Origin of the sequence: Halpernia humi (assembly GCF_900108025.1) — a bacterium.
GTDB lineage: Bacteria > Bacteroidota > Bacteroidia > Flavobacteriales > Weeksellaceae > Halpernia > Halpernia humi.
This window is the reverse complement of the sequence record NZ_FNUS01000005.1, coordinates 62,675-85,532: the sequence shown is the minus strand read 5'-3', so window position 1 is coordinate 85,532 and position 22,858 is coordinate 62,675. Positions and strand designations below refer to the sequence as shown.

Annotated in this window: 18 protein-coding genes and 1 pseudogene; 14 read left to right on the top strand and 5 right to left on the bottom strand. The window is 31.9% G+C overall.

Annotated elements, in window-relative coordinates:
- Positions 1-100: 100 nt before the first annotated feature.
- A pseudogene (locus C4S29_RS10365) lies at positions 101-409 on the bottom strand (transposase); the annotation flags it as partial.
- Positions 410-971: 562 nt separating this feature from the next.
- Between C4S29_RS10365 and C4S29_RS10360 the strand changes: the two are divergent.
- Positions 972-1,928, top strand: a complete 957-nt coding sequence (locus C4S29_RS10360) for a Fic family protein (RefSeq protein WP_103914020.1) — start codon at positions 972-974, stop codon at positions 1,926-1,928.
- 330 nt (positions 1,929-2,258) lie between these two features.
- On the opposite strand, the gene C4S29_RS10355 is transcribed toward C4S29_RS10360, so the two are convergent.
- From C4S29_RS10355 to C4S29_RS10340, 4 genes are all read right to left on the bottom strand, one after another.
- On the bottom strand, positions 2,259-3,554 hold the full coding sequence (locus tag C4S29_RS10355) for a TolC family protein (RefSeq protein WP_103914019.1): 1,296 nt from the start codon (positions 3,552-3,554) through the stop codon (positions 2,259-2,261).
- A 72-nt stretch (positions 3,555-3,626) separates the two neighbouring features.
- On the bottom strand, positions 3,627-6,041 hold the full coding sequence (locus C4S29_RS10350) for an ABC transporter permease (protein WP_103914018.1): 2,415 nt from the start codon (positions 6,039-6,041) through the stop codon (positions 3,627-3,629).
- A 111-nt stretch (positions 6,042-6,152) separates the two neighbouring features.
- Entirely contained in the window at positions 6,153-6,875 is a 723-nt protein-coding gene (locus C4S29_RS10345) for an ABC transporter ATP-binding protein (RefSeq protein WP_103914017.1), read from the bottom strand.
- A 35-nt stretch (positions 6,876-6,910) separates the two neighbouring features.
- Positions 6,911-8,152 carry an efflux RND transporter periplasmic adaptor subunit gene (locus tag C4S29_RS10340; protein WP_103914016.1) on the bottom strand — a complete coding sequence of 414 codons (1,242 nt, stop codon included), beginning with the start codon at positions 8,150-8,152 and terminating at the stop codon, positions 6,911-6,913.
- A gap of 247 nt (positions 8,153-8,399) precedes the next feature.
- On the opposite strand from C4S29_RS10340, the gene C4S29_RS10335 reads away from it, so the two are divergent.
- From C4S29_RS10335 to C4S29_RS10275, 13 genes are all read left to right on the top strand, one after another.
- A complete protein-coding gene (locus C4S29_RS10335; RefSeq protein WP_103914015.1) occupies positions 8,400-9,743 on the top strand; it encodes a sigma-54-dependent transcriptional regulator in 1,344 nt (447 codons plus the stop codon).
- A complete protein-coding gene (locus tag C4S29_RS10330) occupies positions 9,744-11,060 on the top strand; it encodes a sensor histidine kinase (RefSeq protein ID WP_103914014.1) in 1,317 nt (438 codons plus the stop codon).
- Positions 11,061-11,579: 519 nt separating this feature from the next.
- Positions 11,580-12,563, top strand: coding sequence for a DUF389 domain-containing protein (locus C4S29_RS10325; protein ID WP_103914013.1), 984 nt, complete (start codon positions 11,580-11,582; stop codon positions 12,561-12,563).
- Positions 12,564-12,593: 30 nt separating this feature from the next.
- Positions 12,594-12,971 (top strand): hypothetical protein, encoded by a 378-nt coding sequence (locus C4S29_RS10320; protein WP_103914012.1) that lies wholly within the window; start codon positions 12,594-12,596, stop codon positions 12,969-12,971.
- A gap of 512 nt (positions 12,972-13,483) precedes the next feature.
- Entirely contained in the window at positions 13,484-13,702 is a 219-nt protein-coding gene (locus tag C4S29_RS10315; protein ID WP_103914011.1) for a hypothetical protein, read from the top strand.
- Between the two features lie 87 nt (positions 13,703-13,789).
- Positions 13,790-14,104 (top strand): HPF/RaiA family ribosome-associated protein, encoded by a 315-nt coding sequence (locus C4S29_RS10310; protein WP_103914010.1) that lies wholly within the window; start codon positions 13,790-13,792, stop codon positions 14,102-14,104.
- Positions 14,105-14,409: 305 nt separating this feature from the next.
- Positions 14,410-14,970, top strand: coding sequence for a helix-turn-helix domain-containing protein (locus C4S29_RS10305; protein WP_221405532.1), 561 nt, complete (start codon positions 14,410-14,412; stop codon positions 14,968-14,970).
- A 75-nt stretch (positions 14,971-15,045) separates the two neighbouring features.
- Complete coding sequence (locus tag C4S29_RS10300) at positions 15,046-15,384, top strand: cupin domain-containing protein (protein WP_103914008.1); 339 nt, start codon at positions 15,046-15,048, stop codon at positions 15,382-15,384.
- A gap of 104 nt (positions 15,385-15,488) precedes the next feature.
- Complete coding sequence (locus C4S29_RS10295; protein ID WP_103914007.1) at positions 15,489-16,322, top strand: universal stress protein; 834 nt, start codon at positions 15,489-15,491, stop codon at positions 16,320-16,322.
- Between the two features lie 26 nt (positions 16,323-16,348).
- Entirely contained in the window at positions 16,349-18,871 is a 2,523-nt protein-coding gene (locus C4S29_RS10290) for a cation-translocating P-type ATPase (protein WP_103914006.1), read from the top strand.
- A 307-nt stretch (positions 18,872-19,178) separates the two neighbouring features.
- A complete protein-coding gene (locus C4S29_RS10285; RefSeq protein ID WP_103914005.1) occupies positions 19,179-21,032 on the top strand; it encodes a tetratricopeptide repeat protein in 1,854 nt (617 codons plus the stop codon).
- A gap of 211 nt (positions 21,033-21,243) precedes the next feature.
- Positions 21,244-22,143, top strand: coding sequence for a hypothetical protein (locus tag C4S29_RS10280; RefSeq protein ID WP_146063308.1), 900 nt, complete (start codon positions 21,244-21,246; stop codon positions 22,141-22,143).
- 31 nt (positions 22,144-22,174) lie between these two features.
- On the top strand, positions 22,175-22,858 hold the full coding sequence (locus C4S29_RS10275; RefSeq protein ID WP_103914003.1) for a metalloprotease: 684 nt from the start codon (positions 22,175-22,177) through the stop codon (positions 22,856-22,858).

Here is a 22,858-nt window from a genome sequence, read left to right as displayed (position 1 = left end):
GGTATTGTATTAATTGTAAGAGAATTATTGAAATAAACTCCGATGTCTCGGATATCGACCTCGCATTCTATGACAAAAAACAAATAAAAACTGTTAAAATTTAGGATGCAAATTTGTAGGTATTCACAAACGGCGTATTTCTATTGATTACAGCAAATGCGCGACTTACAATTTTGCATTTTATGTTGTTGAATACCAAAAGCGTATGCTTTCCTTCCGCTTTTTTTCTGTTGTAGTAGTCTTTTATTTCAGCATCGTATTTTATAGCATTCAGCACCACTAAATGCAAAAGAGATTTCATTTTTTTATCCGCAAAATGGCTCACTTTTGTTTTTCCTCTTATGGAAGAACCCGATGAATATTCAAAAGGCGCAATCCCAGAATAACACGCAAATTTTCGCCAGTTACTAAAAGCACTAAAGCCTGGCTCCGTCTAATAGCCAATAATTTTAAAATTCTTTTCTAATTTTTCATTAAACGCAATATTAATAGGCATTACAAATAACTATAATTTCTTTGAAAAGCAGTTCGAAAATTCGAATTGCTTATTTTTGGTTAAAAATTTTGATTTTTTTCGGAAAATTATTTTACATAAAAACAAAATATTCAGAAATCTAAAAACGTCAGGGTTTTAACTCCTATTTTTTTATTTAAACACACGCTTTTCCACAAGAATAATTTTGGTTATTCTGTATTCGATGCTGGTTTATTTTGTCAAAGAAAAGTTTGGTATCTTTTTTAATTCAGGATTTTCCTAAACTTCATTCGACGTATAAATTATTTTAAGATAAATATACATTCATTAAAAAAATAAAAACAGAATTTATTCGAATATAAAAATATTAAATATCTGTACCACTTTTGTACACCTTGATTATCGTAAACCACTATTAATAGAAGCTTCTTTAGATTCTGTATCGGGAAGTGAAATTTTTTCATACCTTTGATAATATCAAATGATACTATCATAAGTGAAACCACCTTATATCATTACAGAAAAAATTGTAGCATTAGTTGCTTCTATTTCAGAAAAGATAGGAGAAATTAACGCTACTCATTTATATAAACCCGCTACCGAATTACGGAAGAAAAACCGAATCAAAACCATTCAATCCTCTTTAGAAATTGAGGGCAATACATTGACCGAAGAACAAATCACGGCTTTATTAGAAAACAAAAGAGTTTTAGCACCTCAAAAAGATATTCTAGAAGTTCAAAATGCTATAAAAGTATATGAACAACTTAATACATTCAATCCTTTCCAATTAAAGGATTTAGAAAAAGCACACGCAATTTTGATGAATGGATTGATTGACAACGCAGGAAAATTAAGGACTACCAATGTTGGAATTGTAAAAGGTTCAAAAGTAGAACACATTTCACCAAGCGGAACAATGGTAAACGGATTAATGAAAGAACTTTTTGAGTATCTAAAAAAAGACAAAGATTTAATCCTAATCAAAAGTTGTGTGTTTCATTATGAATTTGAATTTATCCACCCATTTTTAGACGGAAATGGAAGAATGGGCAGGTTGTGGCAAACATTAATTCTAATGCAACAATATCCCGTTTTTGAATATTTACCTGTTGAATCATTAATAAAGAAAAAACAAAGCGATTATTACAATAAGTTATCCGAGTCCGACAAAAAAGGAAACTCAACACCTTTTATTGAGTTTATGTTGGAAATCATTTCAGCGTCATTGGACGAACATTTACAATCGCAATCAGTAACACTTCATACAGAAGATAGAATACGCTTATTTGCAGCCAAAATAGGCAAGAATAAATTTAGTAGAAAAGATTATTTGCAAAGTTTTAAAAATATATCTGCACCAACAGCAAGTAGAGATTTAAAATGGGCGGTTGAACAAGACTTTTTAACCAAATTTGGAAATTTAAGATTAACAGAATATCTATTTAAATAAATTTCATTTTTTGCAACAATTTTGCACACTTTAAATTTGCTCGAAATATGAACTGGCACCAATTTTTCCAGTATTCATTTATTTCTAATTTAGCCTACTTTTCCGTCAAAAAGAGAAAGATTTAGAGCCTGTTTAAATTTCATTCAATAAATTTTTTATAGCCTTTTCTTAATTTTCTAAATTAAAATAAACTCTGTTTATTCTTAAATTTAACATTAAGAATTTCAGTGAGTTAAGTTTATTCTGATTAAGCAATCAATAAATTGATTTTTATTAAGTTTTTTAAGCGAAAATGGCTTAATTCCTTAATGGTAAAAATAAATTATAAATTTAAACAGGCTCTAAATCAGTATTTAAAATTTTTAATAATTCATTTTGCAGCATCACATCGTTTTTACTTAAAATTAAATTATAATTGGCTTGCAGAAAATTATTTCTGACCACAAAAAAAGTGTAGGCATCCATCAATCCTTCCTTGTATTTTTCTTCAGACTTTTCAAAAGATAATTTCTGATTTTCAAAATTCCCTTGCAGTAAATTGTATTTTTCTTCGGCATTTTGATACTGCGTTTTGATAGAATTGAAAGTTTTCGTTAAATCATTGACGATAATTTGCTGCTCATAATTAGAATTAATGACGTTTAGTTTGGCAATTTCCACATTATTTTTAACCTGAAATTTATTAAAAATGGGAATGTTTAAACCAAAACCAACTTGCTGGCTTTTGTTTCTTTTGAACTGTTCAGAAAATTGATCTGCTGGTTTGCCTAAAGTTTTGCTGTAGAAACTTGAAATGGTGTAGGAACCAAAAAGTGTTGGTAAATAGGCAGATTTGGCGATACTGATATTTTTTTCATTTGCTTTTAATTCTGCTAAACTTGTTTTGTATGCCGGATTTTTTTCAATAAGATTCTTTATAAATTCCGGATTATTAAAATCTGAATCTGCGAGATTTTCCTCAGGCATTTGAAATTCTAAAGTGTCTTTTGTAATGGCTATAGCATTTAGCAGATTTATTTTAGAAATGTCGCGCGCATTTTTTGCAGAAACCCATTGTTCTTGCAAAGTCCCAAGATTGGCTTTGATGTCATAAACATCGCTTTTTGGCCGATTTCCTATTTCAACTTCTTTTTCAGTTTGTTTAATTTGATTTTCAATCCCAGAGAGTTGCGTTTGCAAAACATCTAGCCAACTCTTGCTATTTTGATAATTAAAAAAAGTCTCAATTACCTTTAATTTAACTTCATTTTGTGCCTGTTTTAATTTAAAAGTTGAACTTTCCTTATTTATTTTAGACAAGGAAATATTGAGGAAATTCCGCCAGTTCACAATTTCCCAATTGGCTTGCGCATAAACCTGATCAAATTGGGTATTAAGAGCGCCTCTTTGATTGGTGGTTTGGTCAATGGAAGATCCGAAACTATAATTATGATTCACGCCAGCTTCCACAGACGGCAAAAGCATTCCTTTTGCCGCAGAAATCTGACGGTCGTTTTTCTGAATATTTACCGTCGCTTGCATTATTAATGGATGATGAGTAGAGGCATAATCCAAACATTGCTTCAGTGTCCAACTTTGCTGCGCCGAAAGAAGGTTGATAAACAATATAAAAAATAGATTTTTCATAGTTAGTTGTAATTGGCTATTTTTGGCTTAATTAATTTTTTATCAGATTATAAACAATTGCGAAAAACAGAATTATTCATATTTTAGATATTTTACCATATTTACTTTTGTGGCTTGAAAGGCTTTAATGCTTACCACTAAAAATGTTAAAAGAAGTAAACTGAAAAGGCTTAATACAAAAGGCCAAACCGGCATATCTATTCTGTATGCAAAATCCTTCAGCCATTCATTCATCAGATAATAACTGATAGGAATACTGATAACAACTGCGATTAAGGTAATCCAGAGAAATTGTTTCGTCAAGCCAAAAATCAATGTTTTGTCTGATGCGCCCAAAGTTTTTCTGATGGCAACATCTTTCAGTTTCTGCTCAATCATTAAAGAAGACAGGGCAAAAAGTCCGAGCAACGCTACAATTAAAACCATGGCATTCAGGATTGTAAATAAGGTCTGCTGTTTTTGATATTTAACAAAACTTTCTGCAAATTTTTTATCAATAAAATAATAATCAAAAGGATAACCTGGTTCTACATTATTCTGCCAGTAAGTTTTCAGTCTTTTCACCGTTCCGTCTATATCATCGGGTTTTATTTTTATTTGAATATTATATACATTAAAGCGTTTCCAATCGGTTTCTCTGTAGTGAAAAAACACAATAGGTTCTACTGCATCACGTGGATTTAAAATATTGAAATTTTTTACGATACCTACAATATGATAGGGTTTATTGTCAAATCCCGGTCGGAAATCGTTTTTAAAAGCTTGATCATCAGTCCATCCAAATTTATTCACAAAAGCCTCGTTTACCAATACATTATTGATTGTGTCTGAAGCAAGATTTGGGTTTAGCCACCGTCCTTTTTTCAACTTAACATCCATAAATTGAAGGTAATTATAATCCATAGAGCCGTGTTGAGCGAAGATACTTTTGTCCATAAAATCCATATTAGAATTGCTGTATCTGCCGCTTCCAGGCACCGCTTCTCCGTAGGAAACATCTGCAACACCTTGTATTTTTCTTATCTCATTTTTGAGTCGTTCATATTTTAACCAAGGCTTTTTACTATTTTCACTGAAATTAATTAGTAAAACTTGTTTTCCATTGTAGCCGAGGTCTTTGTTCATCATATATTTTACTTGCTGATTAACGATTAGTCCACCGATTATAAAGAAGGAAGAAATGATCAATTGTAAGGTTAGAATCCCGTTTCTAAGCCAGATTCCATGTTTGCTTCTGGCGAAATTTCCCTTCAAAGTTTCTATCGCTTTGAAGTTGGATAGATACGTTGCGGGAATCAATCCTGAGATTAAGGTTACCATTATTACCATCGAAAATGAATAAAAGTAAATATGCCAGTCATTCATTTGTATTTCCTTTCCAAAGAATTTATTAAAACTAGGCAAAAGAAGTTCGGTCAAAGCCAAAGAAAGTAGATATGATGCAAAACAAATCACAAAAGTTTCTAATAAAAACTGAAGTACAAGATTTGATTTTTTGCTTCCAATCGCTTTTCTTACCCCAATTTCTTTCGCACGCTGGGAAGATTGTGCTGTTTTTAGATTAATAAAATTAATGGCAGACAAAATAACAATCAAAACTGAAAGTGCGAAAAGAATCATTATCGTTTTAAAATCTCCAACGCCGAACCAAGATGCCTTGGCGTGAAGTTTTATTTGATCAATTGGGGTAAATAAACTGCCAGTTGGGCCGTACAATTCCAAATATTTTTGTGGAGTTACACCACTTCCATGTGCTTCTTTTTTTGCTCTGTAAAGAAAAATATCATTATAAAATTTTTGCTGCAAAGTCGAAAGATCTGTTCCTGGTTTTAGCATAAAAAAGCATCCGTAATTAAAATTTCCCCATTGCTCCTTATCATTTTTCATCTGTTCAAAAGGTGTGATAACAAATTCGGGTTTTATCTGGCTGTTTTCTTTTGGCAATTCATAAACTGCTGTTACAATAAAATCTTTGTCGTCAATTTTGATGCTTTCACCGGCTACATTGGTTTTTCCGAAAAGATTTATGGCAGCGTTTGTAGAAAGAGCAATTACCTTTTCACCCTTCAATGCGTTTTTATAACTTCCAGAAACTAACTTGAAAGGAAAGAAGTTGAAAAAGCTTTCTGAAGCAGACATCCCTTTTTGTTGATAAAAAGTTTTGTTTTTCGTGGTCATTTTGAAACCTAATCCATAACCGTTGAACAAAACATAATCTTTAATTTCTGGAATTACCTTTGCAGCACGTTCCGCCATCGGGTAAGAAATATTGTTTCCATAAGTATTTTCCGCTTTGTTCTGGGTCTGGAAAGCGTAAATATTATCTTTCTTCGGATTCCATTTTTCATAGGATTCTTCGTCATTCCAATGCATAAGAATGAGCATAAAACCGGTTAGTCCTATGGTTAATCCAAAAAGATTAATAAAGGTTGAAAGCCAGTTTTTCTTATAATTAATAAAGGCGATTTTTAGCCAATTTTTTAACATAATAATTAATTTATGATTGATCAATGATTTAAAAACCTCAGAGAAAAGAAATCATCCAAATCTCTGAGAACAAATAAAATAACTGAATGAATGTTCTTTTACTGAATTTAATTATTCAAAATTCTTAGAATCTGCTTTTTCGAAAATGTCTTTTCTTTGCTCAGAATGCGTTTCCGAAAATATTTCCCCATCTTTCATTGTTACAATTTTAGATGCGTAGCCGGCGTCATAAGAAGAGTGCGTAACCATTACAATTGTGGAACCTTCGCGGTGAAGTTCTGCCAAAAGATTCATTACTTCATTTCCGTTGGTGCTGTCAAGATTTCCCGTAGGTTCATCGGCAAGGATTAATTTTGGTCTTGTAACCAAGGCTCTCGCAACAGCTGCTCTTTGTTGCTGCCCGCCAGAAAGTTGCTGTGGATAATGCTTTGCGCGATGTGCAATGTTAATTTTCTCCATAATTTCTTCAACTCTTTGCTTTCTTTCGGAAGATGCAATACCGTTATAAATCAATGGTAATTCTATGTTTTCAAAAACTGTCAGCTCATCAATTAGGTTAAAGTTCTGGAAAATAAAGCCAATATTTTTCTTTCTGATGTCTGATTTTTTTCTTTCATTAAGACCTATTGTTTCCGTTTCTTCGAACTTGTATGAACCTGAAGTGGCGCTGTCTAATAATCCTAAAATATTAAGAAAAGTAGATTTTCCACAGCCTGAAGGTCCCATTATTGCGACAAAGTCGCCTTTTTTGATGTTTAAGCTTACTTCATTGAGCGCATTGGTTTGTACGTCTTCTGTTTTATAAACTTTTGAGAGATTTGTGATTGTTATCATTTTTGTTTTTTTAGATATGCAATATTTGTTAATGTTTATTTTTTAATATCAAGAATTTCATATTTCTTGATTTCTGAATAATCAGAAGTAATAATTTTTTCGCCTTGTTTCAAACCAGAAACAACTTCGTAAAACAATGGATTTTCTCTTCCTAGTGTGATGTCTCGTTTTTCTGCCTTATTACCTTTTACTACAAAAATCCATTTTCCGTTCGTGTCTTTGTAGAAATTGCCTTTAGGAATCATCATGCTTTGCGTGTCGGCAGAAAGTTTTAATTTCACTCCGAAAGTCATTCCGATTTTTAAATTCTCTGGTTTTGCATCGGTGAAAGTTAATTCTATAGAAAATTGTCCCTCTTTTACTTCTGGTAATATTTTTGAAATAATGACTTCAAATTGTTTAGAATTACTTTCCAAACTGCCTTTTATGCCAACCTGCAGTTTGTTGATATAATATTCATCTACTTTTGCAATTAGTTTATAACCGTCCATTAAATCTACTTTCCCGATACTTTCTCCGCTTGTGAGATTTTGTCCTAAGGAAATGTTGAAAGATGATAATCTCCCAGAAACTGGTGCCATAATGAGAAAATTATTTTTATTGGAACGTAAAATACTCAAACTTTTCTCCATTTGCTTAATAGAAGTATTAATGGCAGAAAATTGGGAATCTCTAGATGCCTTCTCGCTTTTTGCACCTTTTTCTACAATTTGTTTTCTTTGTTTTTGATAATTGAGATTTTGCAAACTCATATCATAATCTGTTTTTTTTCCGATTTCTGCTTCGTATAATCTTTTCTGAAGATTAAAAGCCTGCAAAGCCGTGTTATAATCATTTTGAGCCTGTAATAATTCTTTATCCTGATTAAATTCCTGATTCTTTAATTCTAAAAGTGAATTTCTCATTTGGCTGATTTGCTGCATAATTCCGGTTTCCTGATTCAGATAATTAAATTCAGTATTAGGATTATAAACTCTCGCAATAGGTTGACCTTTTTGAACCATTTGTCCGTCTTCTGCAAAAATTTCTTTTACCGCGCCGCCTTCCACAACATTTACCATAGAAGAATTTAGAGATTGTGTTTGCGCCGTCACCATCAACATATCTTCAAATGTTCCTTTCGTCACTTGATCAATGCTTATGTCTTCTAATTTTACATTGTAAGTCTTTTTTTGATTAAGGAAATACCAACCAAAAGTTACTGCTGCAAATACTGAAATAACAACTATTAAAACTAATTTGAATTTCGATTTCTTTTTTACTATTTTCGTATCCATATTTTACGATAACTAATTTAATTACAGAACAATACACAATACAAGTGCCACGAATTTATACCTTTGTAACTGTTTGAAAACGTGCGTAAAAATAAATTTATAAAATTTAAAATTGTTCATTTTCGGACAGTTTTTGTACGAAATCGAACAATTTGAGAAATCCAGAAATATCAAAAACGATTATTTTCGTCATTCAAAAAGACTAAATGACTTTCAATTTTGGGAGATAAAATTTTAAATATTAAAAATGAGAAAAAAAGAAGCCCACGTTTTAATTGTAGATGATGATGAAGATATTTTGTTTTCAGCGAGAGTTTGGCTTAAAAAGTTTTTTTCGCAAGTGAGTTGTCTCAATCAGCCAAAAAATATTCTAAAGTTTTTAGCAGAAAATCAAGTTGACGCAATTCTCTTAGATATGAATTTCCGAAAAGGTTTTGAAAGCGGACAAGACGGAATCTATTGGATGAATGAAATCAAAATCCTTGAACCACAACTTCCGATTATCTTGATGACTGCTTACGGCGAAGTAGAACTGGCTGTTGAAGCATTGAAAAATGGTGCCTCAGATTTTATTCTGAAACCTTGGGATAATGAAAAATTGTATGCGTCTGTAAATCTTGCGGTGGATATTTCCCGGAAAAACAAAAAACTGAAACAGTGGGAAAATATTACGGCTAAAAAAAATCAGTACCAGTTAGAAACCCAATCGCCAGCAATGAAAGAAGTGATGAATTTAATAAAAAAAGTGGCGCCAACTGATGCCAATGTTTTATTATTAGGGGAAAATGGCACGGGAAAATTTGTTTTGGCAGAATATATTCATGAATTGTCGGAAAGAAAAAATCAACCGTTTGTCCATATTGATTTGGGAAGTCTTTCGGAGAATTTATTTGAGGCAGAATTGTTTGGATACAAAAAAGGCGCTTTTACAGATGCACAACAAGATTACGCCGGAAAAATTGAAAATGCCGAAAATGGAACTGTATTTTTAGATGAAATTGGGAATCTTCCACTTCATCTTCAGACTAAGTTATTGAGTTTAATTCAAAATCGAAAATTATCCCGCCTTGGGGAAACCAAAGAACGATTATTAGATGTAAGATTTATTTTCGCTACCAATGAAAACCTTCAGAAAGCAGTTGAAGAAAATAGATTTCGCAAAGACCTTTATTATAGAATTAATACGGTGGAAATTGAAATTCCAAATTTAAGAAACCGCGTAGAAGATATTCCAACTTTAGCCAAATATTTTTTAGCCAAATACACCCAAAAATACCATAAACCAGAATTGGAACTTAATGAAAACCTCAGCCAACAACTGATTTCTTATTCTTGGCCAGGAAATATTCGGGAACTCGATCATTGCATAGAAAGAAGCGTGATTCTTGCCAGTGAAAACCAGTTGAAATTATTGATGCCTCACGATGAAGAGATAGACCAACAAAACATGAGTCTAAATATTGAAAAAATGGAAGAGGTTTTCGTTAAAAAAGCATTGAAAAAACACAAAGGCAATATTTCTCTCGCGGCAGAAGAACTGGGTTTATCTAGAGCAGCACTTTACAGAAGATTGGAAAAATTTGAATTGTAAATGAAAATTGGAAATTATATTTGGTTCCTATTTATTCTTCTTGCAATTTTTTGCGGGATTTTGGCCTTTGGATTTTTTTCTGAAGGCAAATGGATCAATTTCGGTTTGTTTTCTTTATTAGGAATTTTTTGCATCTTTTCTGCTCATTTTTCTGCAATTTCAGCGCTACAGAAAAGCGATAAAATATTACTTTCCATTCAGAAAAAAGACTTTTCCCTTTTCCCCAAAACCGAACAAAATAGTTTAATTGATAATGCAGTTAAACTCTATTATCAAAGCAAAGAAGAGCATCTTTCATTGTCTTCCTACAAATTACTGTATGAAGAAATCCTCAATGAACTGGAAATTGGAATGATGATTTTAATCAAAAAAAATAAGGACTGGAAAGTTTTTTACGTGAATCCAAATTTTTTGGAAACCCTTCAAATTCCGAAATATAATTCTTGGAATTTATATGAAACTAAAACGCCAGATTTCTTTAAAATTATTCAGCAAACGAATTATGAAAATTCACAAGATTTTTTTGATATTTCAATCAATGAAAATGCAAAGCAATCTTTTTCTTTAAGGACAAAAAAGGTAGAGAATATTAAAAATCGCTTTTGCATTATCAGTTTAGAATCTGTGCAAAAAATCATTGAGCAAAAAGAAAAACTTGCCTGGAATAATTTGATGAAAGTAATTTCTCACGAACTTCTAAATACTTTAACACCAGTAAATAGTTTGATTCAAAATTTAGAATATATTGCCAATCAGGAAGTTGTGAGCAGCGAAGACCAGCAGGAAATGAAGGAAAGTTTGATGATTATAAATTCAAAATCAAAGCAATTACTTAATTTTGTGGATGATTATCGGCAAGTTGCGGAATTGCCAAAGCCAGTTTTTGAAACGATTTCATTAAAAAACATCGTTGAATCTGCGATTAATTTCCTAAAACAGGAATTTGAGAAAAATGGAATTACCGTTACTTTTTCCGCAGAAGATCATACCGTTTTTGCTGATAAAAAGATGATTGAACGGTGTATTATCAATTTATATTTGAATGCAATTTATGCAGTAGCCGATACCCAAGAAAAAATCCTTAAAACAGAAGTGAAAAATCTAAATAACCGCATTGTTTTAAGTATTGAAGATAGTGGAATTGGCGTTCAAAAGGAGATTAAAGATAAGATTTTTCTTCCCTTTTTTACCACAAGAATCAGTGGTTCCGGAATTGGATTAACGCTAAGTAAAAGTATTATGGAAGCGCATAAAGGCTATCTTAATTACAAACCTCTAGAAAATGGAAGCCGTTTTGAAATGTGGTTTATGAAGTAAAAATGTTATTTTCAATAATTATCTTAAAACAACAACAGTTTTAATCTCATTTTAAAATTTAAAAATTTTGAATTTTAAACTCTTTTTTGAAGTTCTTTCTTTCTTCAAATTTGCAAACACTAGGAATTGTATTAATAATTAATTGAGAAATCGTTTTTCTTTCTATAAAAAATATATAGGTGTGATAGGTGTAAGTTTTTGAGATTTATTTGTAAGTAATTGAAATACAATTAGATGTAACTTTACAATATTGTGGCAATTCAACTTCGTTTAAATTCCTTACAAATGAAATAATATAGATCTTCAAAAAATTCTCCAAATTCCCTTCTCTGCAATAATTCTATTAAATTATAATCATAATTACAGAAGAAAATCGAAAAAGGAAACGATCAAGAAAATATATGCATATTTACTTAAAAGTAGAATTTAAAAACGCTTTAAAGCTTGCTAAATGCGGAAATCTTTCGAACGTTAGAGGAAGTTATTTTAGATACGAGTAAAATCATTAAATAAGTTATTGTGCAAACCGATCCTAACGAAAAAGATGTTTATATAGAAAAGAATTTCTTTTCACAAGATATTCCGGTTAGTGATAGAACTTCTGTTTTTAACAGTCTTTTTTTTCATTATAAAAAGAATTGGCAGGTTTCATTCGCTTTGATGCTATTTTTAAGCGTAAGTATTGGGTGTTTAGGGCTATCTGAAGATTCCTCTGCAACCATTATTGGCGCGATGATTATTGCACCTTTAGGACAACCAATTATTGCTTTTGGTGGTGCAATTGCATTAAACTGGAGAATACAGTCTTTCAGAATGTTGGGCATTATTATTTTGGGAACATTTGGCTCTTTGCTCATTTCCTACATCATTGGTTTAACGCTTCCAGATATGCTGCCGAGTCAGCAAATGCTCATTAGAACATCGCCAGATTTTCGCGATCTTGGCATTTCTGTTTTGGCTGGCGCAGCAGGTGCGTATGGCTATTACCGCAGTGAGTTTTCTACGGTTTTGTCTGGTGTTGCAATTGCTGTGGCTTTAGTTCCGCCGATTTGTACTTGCGGAATGATGCTTGAGCAAGGCTACTACATATTGGCAGCAGGAAGTTTTTTGCTTTTTACTACCAATTTTTTTGGGATTACTTTTTCAGCGCTTTTGGTATTTTTTATTATGGGTATAAATCACAAAAAAAATACAAAATTTTTTTATGTGGGAACTTTGATTATTGTGATTGTTGGTTCCGGAATCATCCTTCCACTGGCTTTAAATTATAAAAAGTTTAATTATGGTAATCAATTTCAAAGTTTAATGTATCAAAAAGCAAAATCAGTTTTTAATCAGGAAAAAGATGCGCCAATAATTAAAGAAATTATGATAGAAGGCAAAGGCATCATTATCACGGTAGTTCCTTTCCCAAAAGACAACAGAAAGCACATATTCATTAAAAAACTTGAGGCCGAGACAGGTTTTCAGGTCTTTATTAAAAAATCTTTCGATGAAAGATAAAACAGAAATTAAAATTTTAAAATAAAAAAAATGGAAACAACAAAAAACTTAGGCATCTGGATGGATCATTCTATTGCCAATTTGATCGACTTAAATGCTAAGAAAAAAAGTCATTCTATAAATTCAGAATTCACTTTTGAAACCAAAGAAGTCGCTTTGGTAGATAGTGAAAAAACAATGCACAACAAAAGGCAGCAAATGCACGAAGAATTTTATAAAAAAATTGCTGATGAGATTTTAGAATACAATCACGTGCTTTTATTTGGGCCTACAAATGCAAAAACAGAACTGCATAATTTTCTAAATGAAGATTTACATTTTAAAGATATAAAAATTGACATCGAAGCGGGAGATAAAATGACAGAGAACCAACAGGTAGCCTTTGTAAGAGGTCATTTTGAAAAATAATCTATATAAAACAGCAATAAATTTCAATACTAAAAACTCTTTATATTAAATAAAAATAGGCTACAGATGTAACCTATTTTTTTAAAATCTTTCGAAAATAATTTTGCTATTTTCTAGAGATTTTATACTGAATGCGAAGTAAGTTCATGGTTTTTTCTCATCATTTGTGTTGATCATAAACATTTTCGTTACGTTTTCGTAAAATTCGACAATCAGTATTTTTTTATACTTTATGTTACAAAGATTGCGATTTCTAGTTTATTTCTGTTACTTTTTTCTAAACAAATGTTACATATATCACACATTTTTAACTTTTGGCTTCGTTAAAGGGTTCAATTATTGCATAGGTGTGATTGGTGTAAGTCTATCTTTTCTATTTGTAAATATATGCCAGAAAATGATTGTAAATTTATAATGGTGAAATAAGTTAATTTTAATTATAAGATTCTGATTTACAAAAACATATTAAAAATATTTTCTTTTAATTTTTATAGATTTAAAATACAATCAATATGAAAACAACGGATGAATGGGAAGAAGAAATAATGAAGGTTACTATGAAAATTCAGAAACAATTTCCAGAATTATCAAAATATATTTCTGAAATGCCCGAAAATTTCTCAAGAACTGATAAAAAAACAATCAATAAAAAAAATTTGAAAGAATACCATGATTCTTTAGTTGAAATCTTAAAAGAATATTCCAAAACACACAGTGCCGAAAATGCTTGAGAAATCGTAACTGGAGGTAAAAGTTGATTTTTACTACCATAGGAAAGTGACTTAAAAGCTAAAGTATAACATTAAAAATATAAAAAAATGAAAATTCAATACAACACCGATAAAACCATTGATGGAAATGAAAGAAATGCAGAATTTTTTTCTGACCAAATTAGAAAAGGATTAGAACGGTTTCAATCTCAAATTACCAGAATAGAAGTTCATATTTCTGACGAAAATGGAAAAAAAGATGGTTCTAACGATCACAAATGTCTTTTAGAAGCACGGCTAGAAGGGATGCAGCCAATTGCCGTTTCCAACCAAGCAGATACACTGGAGGAGGCGGTTTCTGGAGCGATTGCGAAACTGAAAAATGCTTTGCAAACTATTTTGGGTAAACTCAGTAGCCATTAAACTTTAGGAGAAAAGTTTTGGTTTAAAAATGCTTCGAAAATTTTTTTCAAATTATTATTGATAAAAAAGAAGTTTCAAAAAGGGAGGTTTTAGAAGGATTTATTATCTTCTATTTGTCTTATTATTAAGGTATTACATAAAAATAGACAAAGAAACCTGAATCGTGCAAGATATCATTAAAAAACACCTACCTTTGAGAGTAATGAGGAAATTATTATTCTAATTTTCGCTCAAGAAAATACTACCTTGTTAGTCGTTTACGATTCTAAATACCCATCAAATGATGCAAATATCTAATAGAAATTATGAAATTATACATCAAATATATGGTAAGTCTGCGTTGCAAAATGGTAGTAAAAGACGCTTTGGATAGTTTAAATATAAAATATTTGAGCATAGAATTAGGACAGGTAGAAACGCTAGAAGAAATCAATGAGCAGCAACGCATACAGCTATCAGAAATTTTATTAAAATCAGGATTACAGTTGCTAGATGATAAAAAAAGCATCTTAATTGAAAAGATAAAAAATGTCATCATAGAAATGGTGCATTATTTAGATGAACTCCCGAAACAAAACTACTCCGATTACATCAGTGAAAAATTGGCCTATGATTATACCTATCTCGCCAATACATTTTCCGAAGTGCAAGGCATTACTATTCAACATTTTATCATTAATCATAAAATAGAAAAGGCTAAAGAATTACTGCTTTATGATGAACTAAATCTTACACAAATCGCCTATAAACTGAATTATAGTAGTGTGGCGCATTTGTCTAATCAATTTAAAAAAGTAACTGGTCTTTGCCCTTCTTTCTATAAACAACTGGGAAAAAAAAGAAAACAAAATCTTGAAGATATTTAATTTTAAATGACTCTTCACGCCATCAAATTAAAATTAGAAGTAAACATCTTTTAATTTTATTTCACTTAAACAATTATGAGTACTACAGAACTTGAAAAAGCAAAAACCTACATCAGCGTAGAAATTATAGAATATATTCCCAATTCTGTAGTGATTAAAACTATTTTAAAAAAATCTACCGGCAATATTAGCGTAATTTCTTTTGATAGTGGGGAAGGACTTACCGAAAAGATTTCCCCTTTTGATACTTTTGCGCAAATTATAGAAGGAAAAGCAGAACTTGTGATTGATGGAACAACTTTTGTTTTAAAAACTGGTGAATCGATTATTATTCCTGCTCATAAGCCCAACATTATAAAAGCCAATGAGAGATTCAAAATGATATTAACCGTTATAAAAAGTGGTTATGATTAATATTAAATTTTAGATTTGATAAACTTCCATAATAAGAAACAGATGATTTATCCTTTATTTAATTCTGGAAAATATCACAATTAATCAATACAAATTCTAATAAAATGGAAAAAATTCTCGTTACCACAGATTTTTCGGATCATTCAAAATCCGGATTGCGGTTTGCGATTCAACTCGCTGCCCAAAATGACTATTTATTGACTTTTCTTAACGTTCACCATCTGCAAATTCCCTCCGCATGGGATGTTTTAAGCGAAAATGAATATCAAGATGAGCAAAAAAGAATAGTGCATGCCAAATTGATACAATTTGTTGAAAACATATATGAGGCTATTCATCTGAAACCCAAACACGTTCAGTACGCGGTAGAATTAAGTCCCTTGCCAGAATCCAGCGTCTTAGAATTTGCAGAGAACCACAACTTTAATTATATCTGCATCAGCGCAAGAGGAGCGGGCATTTTAAATAAAATTTTAGGCACCATCACTTCTAACCTTATCAATCAATCTAAAGTTCCCGTTATTGTAGTGCCACACGATTATCAAGCAACTGAAATAAGCAGTATTTTATATGCTTCAGATCTCGAAGATTATGAAAATGAAATCGGTAAAGTTGTCGCATTTGCAAAACCATTACAAGCTTCTATAGAATTGCTAAATTTTACGTCTCTAGAATTGAATCAAGAAGACGTAAAAAAATTAGAAACGAAAATCCAGAACACAACAGATTACCCTTTAACTCTGCATGTTGGTGAGAGAAAACAAGATCATAATTTGATTGAAGCAATAAGATTAGCGGTTAAAAAAGCAAAACCCTCAATATTGGTAATGTTTACGCAACAAAACAGAAATTGGTTTGAAAATATTTTTTATGCGGGCAATGCTGCTGAATATTCATTTCATACCAAAGTTCCCTTGGTGGTTTTCAGAAAATCATAAAAGAAAACTTTTACAAGAATACCACAATGCCCATTCAAAATTTCGACATCCAGGGTTTATCAAATGATGAGGTCATTAAGGCAAGGGAAAAGTTTGGAAAAAATCAATTAAATTACAAAAAAGAAAATTCTTTCTTTGATACTGTTATTCGTATTTTAAAAGATCCGATGCTTATTTTGCTATTGGTAGCGGCTTCTATTTATTTTATTAGCGGAAATACAGGAGATGGTATTTTTTTATCTTTTGCCATTGTTTTCCAAACTTCCATTTCTCTCTATCAATATTCCCGAAGCAGAAATGCGCTAGAAAAACTAAAAAATCTTTCACAGCCCACGTGCAAAGTGATCCGAAATGGTAAAGTAATAGAAATTAAAAGTGAAGAATTAGTGCTTGGCGATAGTCTGATGGTGGAAGAGGGAACACTAATTACGGCAGACGGAAGCATCATCCATTCTAATGATTTTTCCGTCAATGAATCTATTTTAACGGGTGAATCGTTTTCTTTATTTAAAGATAAAACTAAAGAAGACCATTTTATTTACAGCGGTACCACGGTTGCCAGTGGTTTGGCAGTCGCTACAATTACTGCCATCGGCAACGAAACCAAATTGGGGAAAATCGGGAGCAGTTTAGAAAGTATTCAGGAAGAAAAAACGCCTTTAGAAAACCAGATTGCCAATTTTGTGAAGAAAATGGCAATTACTGGTGCCGTAGTTTTTATCATTGTTTGGGGCATTAATTATTGGAATTCTAAAGAAATATTGCAAAGCCTTTTGCAGTCGCTTACATTAGCAATGAGTATTTTGCCAGAGGAAATTCCTGTTGCATTTACCACATTTATGGCTCTGGGAGCGTGGCGATTAATGAAACTTGGGATCGTGGTGAAACAAATGAAAACCGTTGAAACCTTGGGAAGCGCCACCGTAATTTGCACAGACAAAACTGGAACGCTCACAGAAAATAAAATGACTGTGGCAAAACTGTTTTTACTGTCTTCCAATAAAATATTTGATGTTGCCGAAGTATCTTCAGATGATGAAAAAGACTTTCTCACCGCGGCAATGTGGGCAAGCGAACCCATTCCTTTTGATCCAATGGAAATAGCTTTGCATCAAACTTATCAAAATAGTGTTGCAAAAGACGATCGACCAAATTACCAACTTGTTCACGAATATCCTTTAGGTGGAAAGCCACCGATGATGACGCATATTTTTGAAAATAATTTGGGAAAAAGAGTGATTGCTGCCAAAGGCGCACCAGAAGCTTTGATTACTGTTTCTAAACTCACAGAAACTGAAAAACTGCAAATTGCTAAAGCGATAAATCTTTTGGCAAAAGACGGTTTTCGCGTCTTGGCTGTGGGGATTTCAGATTTTGAAGGCAATAATTTCCCTGAAAAACAGCAAGAATTTTCGTTTCATTTTAAAGGGATTGTGGCATTTTACGATCCTCCGAAAAAGAATATCCAAAATGTTTTGCAAGATTTTTACGATGCAGGTATTGCCGTAAAAATCATTACTGGAGACAATTCTGAAACCACAGAAGCCATTGCCAGACAAATACATTTTAAAGACTACGAAAACTCAATTACTGGCGATGAGTTAATGAAACTTAACGATAACGACTTGAAAATTAGTGTAATGAAAAATACTATTTTTACAAGAATGTTTCCTGAAGCCAAACTAAAAATCATCAATGCTTTAAAAGCCAACAATCAAATCGTTGCGATGACTGGCGATGGCGTAAATGATGGCCCTGCTCTCAAAGCCGCACATATCGGTATTGCAATGGGTAAAAAAGGAACTGAAATCGCCAAACAAGCCGCATCATTAATTTTGCTAGAAGATGATTTGTCTAAAATGGTAGATGCAGTCGCAATGGGCAGAAAAATTTACACCAATCTGAAGAAAGCCATTCAGTATATTATTTCCATTCATATTCCTATTATTCTTACGGTTTTTATTCCTTTGGCTTTGGGTTGGGTTTATCCTAATATATTTTCGCCCATTCATATTATTTTTTTAGAAATCATTATGGGGCCAACCTGCTCTATTATTTATGAAAATGAACCGATGGAAAAAAACACGATGCAGCAGAAACCAAAGGCGTTGTCCAGTACTTTTTTTAACTGGAAGGAATTATCTACAAGTATTCTGCAAGGTTTGCTTATTACTGCCGGAACATTACTAATCTACCAATATGCTGTGCAAAATGACTATGATGAAGCACTTACCAGAACGATGGTTTTTACGGTTTTAATCACCGCTAATATTTTCCTCACGCTAATTAATCGTTCATTTTATTATTCAATTTTTACAACGTTGAAATATAAAAATAATCTAGTTTTGCTTATTATTTTAATTACCGTTTTCATTGTCGCATTGATGCTTTTTGTAAAACCAATAACAGTATTTTTTGGGTTTGAAACTTTAGCGTTTTCCCAATTAATTATTGCGGTTTTCACTGGTTTTGTATCCGTGGTTTGGTTTGAATTTGTAAAGTGGATTAAACGGGCAAAAAATCATAAAAAATATTCGAATTTATTGTGATTGATTTCAGAAATCAGCACTGCAAAATGCAATAATCTCGTTAATAAAAAATAATTTAAAATCAATAAAACCCCAAGATTTTTAAGGCAAAAGTCGGCAGATTCAATCGTTCTAAAAAAGCACAATCAACGTGGCTTAAAAACTGGTATTTATCTATAATTTTTAATAATTTTAAAAAAAATATTTTCGCTTTTTTATCCCAAAATACGTTCTAAAGTATGGATAGTTTTAATTATTTGTTATTTTTTTATTAAATAAATAATTATTAAACTTTTTTAGTTATTTTTAAGCAGTTCAAATCTTTAAGATGAAAAAAATTCTACTGCTGTTTTTTTTAATTCAAACTGCCACTGTTTTCTCACAAAAGCAGGCAACCGATAGCCTTACTAAAGTTTTTGAAAATGCGACTACGCCTTTAGAAAAAGCAAAACTTCTGGTAAAAAGAAGCAAGTCTTACCCCGCCATAGAAATCAATGCGCCTAAAAAAGATGCTTTAGATGCGCTTGCTTTTGCCGAAAAAGCCAATGATAGCCAGTTGCAAGTTGATATATTAAATCAACTTTCCGGCATATATTCCAGAGACAATCAGTATGAAGAAGCCAACAAATTAGACGAAAAAGCCTTGGCTTTGTCCATCAAAAATAATTATGCTTTGGGCAAAATTCGCACTTATAAAAATATGGGGCGAAACTTAAAGACGATGGGCAGAGTAGAAGAGGCGATACAAAAAACAATTTTAGCAAAAAAAATCGCCGTCAACGAGCATTTTCCACAAGAATTAGCCAACGTGAATAATGCGCTTGGGATTTTGTACCGCGTAAACGGGCAGTTTAGCAAATCATTAGAAGTTTTAGATGAAGCACTAGGCCAAGTGGGTAAAAATAAAAACCTAGAAGCGCTCATCCACATGAACAAAGGCAATACCTTGAGTGAACTTGTACGTTTAGAAGATGCAGCAAAGAGTTATTTTGCTGGTTTAAAAATTAATGAATCGCTGAACAATACCAAAGGTATTTTGCAGTCTTACAACAATTTAAGTGTCTTGTTTAAAAAAGCAAATCAGTATGACAAAGCCATTACTTATGCTAAAAAGTCTTTGGCGCTCGCGTCGCGATATAACAACAAATATAGCATGGGCATTGCTTATGATAATTTGGCAACTTTGTATGATTTAACGGCAAAAAAAGATTCGATAGTTTGGTACAGAAAAGGAACTATTAAACTCTTTGAAGCCATAAAAGATGAAAATAATATTGCCAGAACTTATCATAATTTGGGAGAGTTTTATTTGCTACAAAATAATTTTGTTGAGGCTAAAAAGTATTTAACAATCGCTTTAGAGAAACGTTTAAAATTAAAGAACAAATTAGATATTGCTTCTACACAAACCAATTTAGGGATTTTGGCCGATAAAGAAAAAAACTATGCTTTAGCCGAAGATTATCTATTGAAAGCCAAAAAGAACACAGAAAACGAAAAAACGGAAAATAATAAATTCTTACTCAACGCATTATCAGAACACTACAAACTAAAAGGGGATCTTAAAAATGCTTTGGAAGAAAAAGAAGCCGAAGTGGCTTTGCAAGACTCTTTGTTGCAAAGCAGTGAAATCGTCAAAGTGATGAATACCGCGCACGACTATGAAATGAAGAAAAAGGATTCGCAAATAAATGCCGCAGAAAGTTTTAAATCTAAATACAACCACAATAGAATTTTCTTTGCCATTGCTTTATTCATCGTCTTTATCATTGCCATGTATTCTTTTATAAGATGGAAAAAAGTCGATCAAAAGAAAAAACAACTTCAACTCGAAAAACAAAGCATTGAAGCGAAACACGATGAAATAAGTGAAACACTAGAAGAAGTAAAGAAAAAAGCAAGCCTAGCGCATATTGAGTTGAAAAATAAAACCAAGGTTTATTTGCAAGATCTTTTATACATGCGTTCAGATGATCATTATGTAGAACTTGTGAGAAGCCAAAAAGTGGAACAAGTGCGCACAAGCCTCAAAGAAATTGCAGAACAATTGCCGCCGAATTTTGTGCGCTGCCACAAGTCTTACATCGTCAATAAAAACTTTATAAAACAAAGCAATTTGAAAGAATTTATTATGACGAACAATGCGATTGTCCCAAAATCTAGAAGCTACAAAAACGAATAAACGCCCTTCAATACTGGTGGTTGAAAAAAATCTTTTACCATTCACGTTACATTTTATGTCATTCACGACATTTTTTTTTCTGTCTTGAAAAAATATTTGAAATTTGAGATAACAGTTTAAAATAGCTATGAAATTGTTGTTGGATTCTTTAGAAAAATTAAAATGAAGAATCTAATCAAACTTCATCATCACACTTAAAAAATAAAATACAATGAAAACAAAAATCACACAATTATCAACTGTCTTATTTTTAATAATGACTTGCCTAAGTTTTAACACTGCAAAAGCACAAGGCGCTCATGTTACTTGTGCGCCAAACTGTGAATATTGGAAAATTACAGGTAAAACCCGGCCAAAAGGTTCTGTTTCTTGTATCGATCGCTCATGTCCGATTTGTGCTAAAAAACAAAATGAAGAGCGAGATAAAAAAGAAAAACAAGACCAGCAAAAAATTACTGCCTGGAAAGCTGGTGAAAAAACTAGACAAGCAAGCGCTAAACAAAAGCAACAGGAAGCTTTACAGGCTAAAGAAAAGTATTTAAAAAAGAAAAAAGAAAATGAAGTGGTTTTGGTGGCACCTAAGTCGAAAGTTTCTGCCAATGAAAACCATTCTATAAAATTATCAGCCCAAAATCAAGAAATTTTGGAATTGGCGAAAAACCATAAGGTGAAAATAGATGGGCTTAGAGATTATAATGGGAGAGGCGATGGTCTATTTTTTAATGGTAAAAATTATGAGACAATTCCCGTAAAAGAGCCAACAGGTCGTGTTTTTTATTCTGAAAATGGACAGGTTGTAGTTTTAAAAGATATAAAACTTAAAGATATGAGTGCTGTGGGATTTAATTATGGAAATGAAATAGATGAGAATGGAAATTTTTGCCTGCGTTTTACTTGGAATTCTCCAGGGAATGACTATGGACCTTTAAGCAATAATGGGAAGCCTTGGGCTGATATTATGACATTGGAAGGCGAGAATCTGCTCAATGATAAAACGATAGAAAATGTTACCTATAAAGGTAAAGGTATTTATGAGTTGCAAAAAAGAGGTCAAAGCCAGCCAACAGAACAATACAATTTTAAAACAAAGAAAATTACACCAATACAATAGATTAGTTAGACCAACCTAAAAAATATTAATTATGAAAAAAACACTTTTTATTTTAGTTGCAAGTTTAATTTTCTCAACTAAAGTTTCAGCGCAAGGATGCTATTTTGGTAATTCTACTTTGCCAACAATCAATCTTAGAAGCAGTTCTGGAAATCAACAATTTGATGCCATCAACCAACGAGAATATCAACTTTTAGTTAATATTTTTAATATACATCCTAATTTTTTCTATTTGTTGGATCAAGGTGCGCCGAATGCTTATGCCACTTCAGAAATTTCAAATCCAAACTTTCCGGATGGAACGGTGATGCTTGGTTTTTCTCTAGTTCAAAATGAATGTTTAAACTCTCCTTCCGGAACTTGTAGTTCGGTACCAATAATTTTGGCGCATGAATTTGGGCATATTATTGATTTTAAATACCATACAGGACTTACTGGGAAGTATAAAGAATTGTTTGCAGATTATATTGCAGGTTCTTATTTATATCACAGAGCCAATACAATTGGGAGTATAAATATACAAGAAGTTGCAAACTCTTTTTTCAATAAAGGAAGTTATGATTTTAACAATCCGAACTTCCATGGAACACCGCAACAGCGGTTTTCTTGCTTAAATGCAGGCTATTTATTAGCACAACAATATAATATTAGTGGTCAAAATTTGTCTTTACCTATTTTGATGAATGCTGCGGTGCAATATGTGAGACAATTTTAA

What these genes read in the sequence shown, in the direction of transcription:
- C4S29_RS10355 (WP_103914019.1), bottom strand. Translation starts at nt 3,554, where the DNA reads ATGAAAAATCTATTTTTTATATTGTTTATCAACCTTCTTTCGGCGCAG.
- C4S29_RS10350 (WP_103914018.1), bottom strand. Translation starts at nt 6,041, where the DNA reads ATGTTAAAAAATTGGCTAAAAATCGCCTTTATTAATTATAAGAAAAAC.
- C4S29_RS10345 (WP_103914017.1), bottom strand. Translation starts at nt 6,875, where the DNA reads ATGATAACAATCACAAATCTCTCAAAAGTTTATAAAACAGAAGACGTA.
- C4S29_RS10340 (WP_103914016.1), bottom strand. Translation starts at nt 8,152, where the DNA reads ATGGATACGAAAATAGTAAAAAAGAAATCGAAATTCAAATTAGTTTTA.
- C4S29_RS10335 (WP_103914015.1), top strand. Translation starts at nt 8,400, where the DNA reads ATGAGAAAAAAAGAAGCCCACGTTTTAATTGTAGATGATGATGAAGAT.
- C4S29_RS10330 (WP_103914014.1), top strand. Translation starts at nt 9,744, where the DNA reads ATGAAAATTGGAAATTATATTTGGTTCCTATTTATTCTTCTTGCAATT.
- C4S29_RS10320 (WP_103914012.1), top strand. Translation starts at nt 12,594, where the DNA reads ATGGAAACAACAAAAAACTTAGGCATCTGGATGGATCATTCTATTGCC.
- C4S29_RS10315 (WP_103914011.1), top strand. Translation starts at nt 13,484, where the DNA reads ATGAAAACAACGGATGAATGGGAAGAAGAAATAATGAAGGTTACTATG.
- C4S29_RS10310 (WP_103914010.1), top strand. Translation starts at nt 13,790, where the DNA reads ATGAAAATTCAATACAACACCGATAAAACCATTGATGGAAATGAAAGA.
- C4S29_RS10305 (WP_221405532.1), top strand. Translation starts at nt 14,410, where the DNA reads ATGAAATTATACATCAAATATATGGTAAGTCTGCGTTGCAAAATGGTA.
- C4S29_RS10300 (WP_103914008.1), top strand. Translation starts at nt 15,046, where the DNA reads ATGAGTACTACAGAACTTGAAAAAGCAAAAACCTACATCAGCGTAGAA.
- C4S29_RS10295 (WP_103914007.1), top strand. Translation starts at nt 15,489, where the DNA reads ATGGAAAAAATTCTCGTTACCACAGATTTTTCGGATCATTCAAAATCC.
- C4S29_RS10290 (WP_103914006.1), top strand. Translation starts at nt 16,349, where the DNA reads ATGCCCATTCAAAATTTCGACATCCAGGGTTTATCAAATGATGAGGTC.
- C4S29_RS10285 (WP_103914005.1), top strand. Translation starts at nt 19,179, where the DNA reads ATGAAAAAAATTCTACTGCTGTTTTTTTTAATTCAAACTGCCACTGTT.
- C4S29_RS10280 (WP_146063308.1), top strand. Translation starts at nt 21,244, where the DNA reads ATGAAAACAAAAATCACACAATTATCAACTGTCTTATTTTTAATAATG.
- C4S29_RS10275 (WP_103914003.1), top strand. Translation starts at nt 22,175, where the DNA reads ATGAAAAAAACACTTTTTATTTTAGTTGCAAGTTTAATTTTCTCAACT.